This window comes from Streptomyces recifensis (assembly GCF_002154615.1).
Lineage (GTDB): Bacteria > Actinomycetota > Actinomycetes > Streptomycetales > Streptomycetaceae > Streptomyces > Streptomyces griseoluteus.
Genome location: NZ_MUNH01000583.1, coordinates 1 through 5,519, shown reverse-complemented (window position 1 = coordinate 5,519; position 5,519 = coordinate 1). Strand labels below are relative to the sequence as shown.

Genomic DNA, 5,519 nt, shown 5'->3' with positions numbered 1-5,519 from the left:
CGGCGGCGCGGCGGGCGTCGCGGACGGACAGGGGCAGCGGAGACCACCCGGCGGCCCGACCCAGCTCCACAATCGGTGGTGCGATGGTGGACGTGCGGAGGATCTCGGCGGGTGAGCCGATGCGGGCGTGGCCGTCGCCGGGCAGGTGAATGACCCGGTCCGCGTACTGGACGACGCGTTCGAGGCGGTGCTCGGCCATCAGGACCGTGACGCCGAGGTCGTGGACGAGCCGGGTGACGGCTGCGAGGACCTCCTCGGCCGCGGTCGGGTCCAGGGCGGAGGTTGGCTCGTCCAGGACCAGGACGCGGGGGTGGGCGGTGAGGACCGAGCCGATCGCGACGCGCTGCTGCTGGCCGCCGGAGAGTTCGTGCAGCGCGCGGTGGCGCAGGTCGGCAAGGCCGATCAGATCGAGGGTCTCCTCGACGCGCTTGCGCATGGTCGCCGGAGGGATCGCCAACTGCTCCATGGCGTACGCGAGTTCCTCCTCGACGGTGTCGGTGACGAAGCCGTCGATCGGGTCCTGGCCGACGACGCCGACGGCATCGGCGAGTTCGCGGGGCGGGTGATCGGCGGTGTCACGGCCGTCGACGGTGACGCGGCCGTACAGGGTGCCGCCGGTGAAGTGCGGGACGAGTCCGTTGACCGCGCCGAGAAGTGTGGACTTGCCGACGCCCGTGTGCCCGACGACGAGGCAGAGTTCGCCTTCCTCCACCGTGAGGTCGACGTCGCGCAGGGCGGGCTCGGCCGCGTCCTCGTAGTGGACGGTGACCTGGTCGAAGGTGATCACGAGGGGTCGGCTTTCTGGATGGGGCTGGGCGGAGGTGCGAGGTACCCGGCCGTGCCGGCGAGGAGGATCGCGGCGGTCGGCCCGAGGGGCAGGCCGGGCCAGGTCAGCGGATAGTAGGTGGGGTTGAGCTGGGCAGGGTCGTATCCGAGGTTGCTGAAGAGCAGTAGGGCGGACAGCACTCCGCTGCCCGCGACGGCCCACTCGGGCAGGTTCCAGGGGTCGGGGCGGTAGGTGGTCCGGGTGACGCGTCGGCCGCCGAGCCGCAGGCCCGCGACGCAGAGGACGGCCCCGGCGGCCATCGCCGGCAGTCCGAGGAGTGCGGGCGCGGTGGCGTCCAGGAGCCCGTACGCCCCCGCGCACATGCCGCTCATGCCCAGCAGCATCAGCGCGCCCGTGACCCGGCGGGACCGGCGGGTGGCGGTGCCCGCCCGGCCGTAGCCGCGCGAGTCCATGGCGGCGGCCAGCCGCAGGGAGCGTTCGAGGGCGTCCTCCAGGACAGGGACCACGATGCCCCTCAGCGCCTTCATCCCCTTGGTGCGTCCGGCCCGCAACTTCTTGGCCCTGGCGACGCGTTGCACGCTCTGCACGAGCTGAGGCGCCACACTGATCGCGACGGTGACCGCCACCCCGAGTTCGTACAGGGCTCCGGGCAGGACGCGCAGCGCGCGCTTGGGGTTGGCCAGGGTGTTGGCGGCACCGATGCAGCACATCATGCAGGCCAGCCTGAGCCCGTCGGTGGCCGACGACAGCAACGCCTCCAGCGACACCGGTCCGCCGATCCTGATGCCCGCGTACCAGTCGGGCGTCGGAATGTGCGGGAGGGAGAACAGGAAGTGGTCGTGCGGCGTGATGCCGGTCGCGAACACCGCCCGGAAGACGACCCTGATCATCACGACCGTCAGGGCCAGGTACAGGTAGTACTTGAAGCCGCGTGCCCAGGGCGCCTCGGTGCGCCGCGCCGTGACGACGTAGCCGAGGACGGCGAGCACCAGGAACAGCAGCAACGGGTTGTCCGTGCGGCTGACGGCCGTGGCGAGGGCGAGGGCCCACACCCACCAGGCCACGGGGTGCAGGGTGCGGGGAACGCGTCGGCCGCCGGCGCCGGCCGCCGCGGCGGCCGGTGACGCCTCCATGGTCGTACGGGCCACCACGGTCACTCTGTACGACGGCGCCGGTACGCCACGTACCCGGCGGCACCGCCGATCAGGACCACGAGCCCGGCTCCCGTGGCCACGGGGACGAGCGAGCCGGAGTCGTGCTTGGCATCGGCGGCCGGCTCCGCGTCGACCACCCTGGTGCCGGTACGGGACGCGGTGGGCGCCGGGCTGCTCGTCGTGGCACTGGGGGTGGCAGTCGGTGTCGGGCTCGCTGACTTGCGGGGCTTCGGCTTCCTCGGCTTGTGCGACGGCGGCTCGGAGGGAGCCGTCGTGCGCTGGTCGGGAGCGGGGCCGGTGTCCACGTCGGGCGGCAGGGAAGGTGCCTTGTGCGTGGACGCGGGCCGGCCCGCGTCTCCCTGCGGCCTGGTGTTGTGGGCGCGGAGCTGATCCGGGGTGATCTTCGGCCGGCCTTCGGTGCCTTGGATGTTCGTACCGCCGAAGATCCACAGGTCGACGCTGCCCGGCTTGGGCTTGTAGAGCATCGCGCCCAGCTGGCTGTAGCTCCACGTCTTCGCTCCCGCGTCGGCGTGCCAGTACGACCAGTACGCGGAGGCCGGCGGGGTGAGCACGCAGTCGTCCTGAGCCGGCGTCGGGTACTGCTTGCCACTCTTGTAACCGGTGTAGCCGATACGGCAGATGAATGCCGGGCCGTCGTGTCCGGTGCCGACGGTGCTCCAGCCGCCCTGGTTGAGCAGCTCGTAGCCCGTCGTCGGTGTGGTGCCGCAGGAGCGCAGGACCGGGCCGCCCCAGTGGCTGAAGTCGACCGCGAGGACGACGCCGGAGGTGGTGGTGCAGCGGCCCATGGGCTGCGGGGCGGCCGCAGCGGGGGTGCCGGTCGCGGCGACCGCCGCGCTCGTCAGGCCGAGCGCGGCGAGCACAAGCAGGAGACGCGCGCCTTTCATCGTCCGCCCCCTGTGGCCGTGCGCCGGCGGGCGACGACCACCGTGCGCCAGCCGGCGAGCACCAGGAGGGCCGCGATCGCGGCGAGGGTACCGATTTGGGCACCGGTGGAGGCGAGAACGCCGCCGTCTCCGCCCGCAGCCGTCCCGCCGGCGCCACCCGCGCCCCCGGTCGCACCGCCATCGCCGCCGCCCGACTGGCCGGTGGTGATGATGTCCGGGGCGCTACCGCTGGGGCTCGGCGTCGGCTGCTGGGACGTACCGGTCAGGCTGCGCTCCAGCTTGCCGAAGGAGATGCCGGTGGCTCCGCCGACGGCCTGGGTGGAGGCGCGCAGGTCGGAGCCGCGCTGGCCGCCCTTGGAGACGTTGAAGCCACCGTCGGTGTTCTGCTGGGACGCGAGGAACTTGCGTGCCTTGGTGATCTTCGCCGCGTATCTGCCGGCGTCCAGGGACAGACCCTGCACGGCGAGGGCGGCGGAGTTCACCGAGTCGCCCGCGGCGCCCGGGAAGCCGCCGTCGGCCAGTTGCTTGGACGCGATCCAGGCCAGTGCCTTGGCCACAGCTTTGTCCGCCTTGGCACCGCCCGCCAGGTCGAGGGTCATGGCGGCGATGGCGGTGGAGTCCACGTCGGAGTCCTTCGTGGACGGGATCAGGCTCGGCCAGGCCCCGCTGGACTGCTGCAGGCTCTCCAGATAGGAGAGCGGCTGCGCGGCTGCTGCCTTCTCGCCCGCTCGCAGCTGCGCCATGACGGCCAGAGACTGGGCGAAGACGGAGGGCGCGTAGGTGTAGGCGCCCTTCGCCGCGCAGGAGCGGTCGGGTGCCTTGCTCGCCTTGGTGCAGACGGCCTCAGCGAGCGCGGCGATCAGGTCGTGCCCTGCGAAGTGGCGCGGGTTGCGGCCGACGGCCTCGGCGAGCAGGGCGGTCTTGCCGATGGATCCTCCGGCCGCGTAAGAAGTGCCGATGGAGGTCCAGTCGTCGACGGTGCGGCCGACACCGTCCTTGCCCCGGTGGTCGACGAAGTCGACGATGCCGCGGAGCTTGGCGTTGTTCAGACCGGTGGCGGCGAGCGCGTAGGCGCCGTCGATGGTGAGACCGAAGTCGGCGCGGCCCGTACCGAAATCGTCGCCGTAGTACTGGCCGCCCTTCAGGTTGGTCCCCTTGGTGAGGTAGGCAACGCCCTTCTTCAGGTCGGGACCCGTGCCGGGGGCGGGGGCACTCGGTGAGACGGTGGGCTTCCCGGTCGGCGGCTTCGACGGGGGTGCGGGCTTCTTCGTGGTGAGGGTGGCCAGGCTGGTACCGGCACCGGCGAGGACGGCCGGCGGTGTGGCGTAGACGACCGGGTCGGTGTCGGTCTCCTCGAAGCCGAAACCGCCGCCCTTGAGCTGGTGCCGGGACAGCCATCCGACGGCCGCGTCCGCGCGCTTGGTGTCGCCGAGGGCGCGCAGGGCCTGCGCGGCGTACGCGGTCGCGGTGACGCTGCCGGTCGTGGAGCCGGTGTAGCCGGGGAAGGCGCCGTCCGCTCCCTGCGCCTTGGTCAAATAGGTGCGGGCCTTGGCCACCGCGTCCTCGTGACCGCCGGTCTTGTGCAGCACCAGGGCGACGAGCCCGGTGGAGGCCGGGTCGCCGTCGCAGTACTCGCCCGTGCGGATGAGGATGCTGGTGACGCCGCCGTCCTTGCACTGGAGCTGGGTGAGGCGGTCAACGGTAGCGGCCGAGGGTGTCACTCCGGCTCGGACCAGGGCCAGGACGGATAGGGCCTGGCCCTCGGTGTAGGACGAGGCCCGGAAGTCGCCCTTCGCCGTGCAGCCGGGGGTCGCCTCGCCGGACTCGGGGCCCGCCGCGCACACGTTCTTCGTGAGAAGGTCGACGAGGTCGCGGCCCCCGAAGGCGCGCGGGTCGCGTTCGGTGGCCTCGGCGAGGAGGGCCAGGCGGGCGACGGCGGTGGCGTCGGGCGCCTGGTCGGTGCCGTTCGGGTAGGCGAAGTCGGCGACGTGGGCGGCGAGGAAACCGGTGACCTTGTCGAGCGTGGCGCTCTTGCCGTCCGCGGCGGCAAGAGCGTATGCGGTGTCGGCGGTCAGCGAATAGTTCGGGGTGGTGGCGCCGTCGTCGACGACGCGCTCGCCGTCGGTCAGACGTCCCGTGAGCCACGTCGCGGCGGCGGCCACGTCGATCTTGCCGGGGCCGCCGGTCGGCGTCCCGGGGTCGGGCGTGTGGATGTCACCCTTGCGTACGTCGGCCGGGCTGAACGTGGGCGCTCCCGTGCTCCCGCCGACGTCCGTACCGCCGTAGACCCAGGCGTCGACGTCGCCGTTCTTCAGCTTGCGGGCCATGGCACCGTACGGGCTGTAGGTCCAGTCGTCCTGGCCAGGAGAGGCGATCCAGTACGACCAGTACGCCGTGACCTGCGGGGTCAGGACGCAGGACTCCTTGTCCGGAGTCGGGTACTGCGTACCGGAGTTGAAGGTGCCGTAGCCGATGCGGCAGATGAAGGCGGGGCCGTCGTGCTGGGTGCCCGTCGTGGTGAATCCGGCGTCGTGCAACAGGTCGTAGCCGGTGCTAGGCGTGGTGTCGCAACCGCTGACGACCTTGCCGCCGAACGGCCCGAAGTCGACGGCGACGACGGCACCCTTGGTCGCGGTGCACTTCCCGACACCGTCCGCCGCGGCGGGGGTTGTC

The 5,519-nt window shown here is 72.3% G+C and carries 4 protein-coding genes; all 4 read right to left on the bottom strand.

The features are described 5' to 3' along the window. On the bottom strand, nt 1-787 hold a 787-nt coding region (locus tag CCN33_RS26480), incomplete at its 3' end, for an energy-coupling factor ABC transporter ATP-binding protein (RefSeq protein WP_140394687.1). Next, the gene (locus tag CCN33_RS26475; RefSeq protein ID WP_086695977.1) at nt 784-1,920 is read right to left on the bottom strand and encodes an energy-coupling factor transporter transmembrane component T; all 1,137 of its coding nucleotides are present in this window, start codon (nt 1,918-1,920) and stop codon (nt 784-786) included. The genes CCN33_RS26480 and CCN33_RS26475, both read right to left, overlap by 4 nt. 20 nt (nt 1,921-1,940) lie before the next feature. Then, nucleotides 1,941-2,846, bottom strand: a complete 906-nt coding sequence (locus CCN33_RS26470) for a hypothetical protein (RefSeq protein WP_086695976.1) — start codon at nt 2,844-2,846, stop codon at nt 1,941-1,943. Beyond that, nucleotides 2,843-5,519 (bottom strand): prenyltransferase/squalene oxidase repeat-containing protein (locus CCN33_RS26465; RefSeq protein WP_107483999.1); only part of this gene is annotated, 2,677 nt, incomplete at its 5' end. The genes CCN33_RS26465 and CCN33_RS26470, both read right to left, overlap by 4 nt.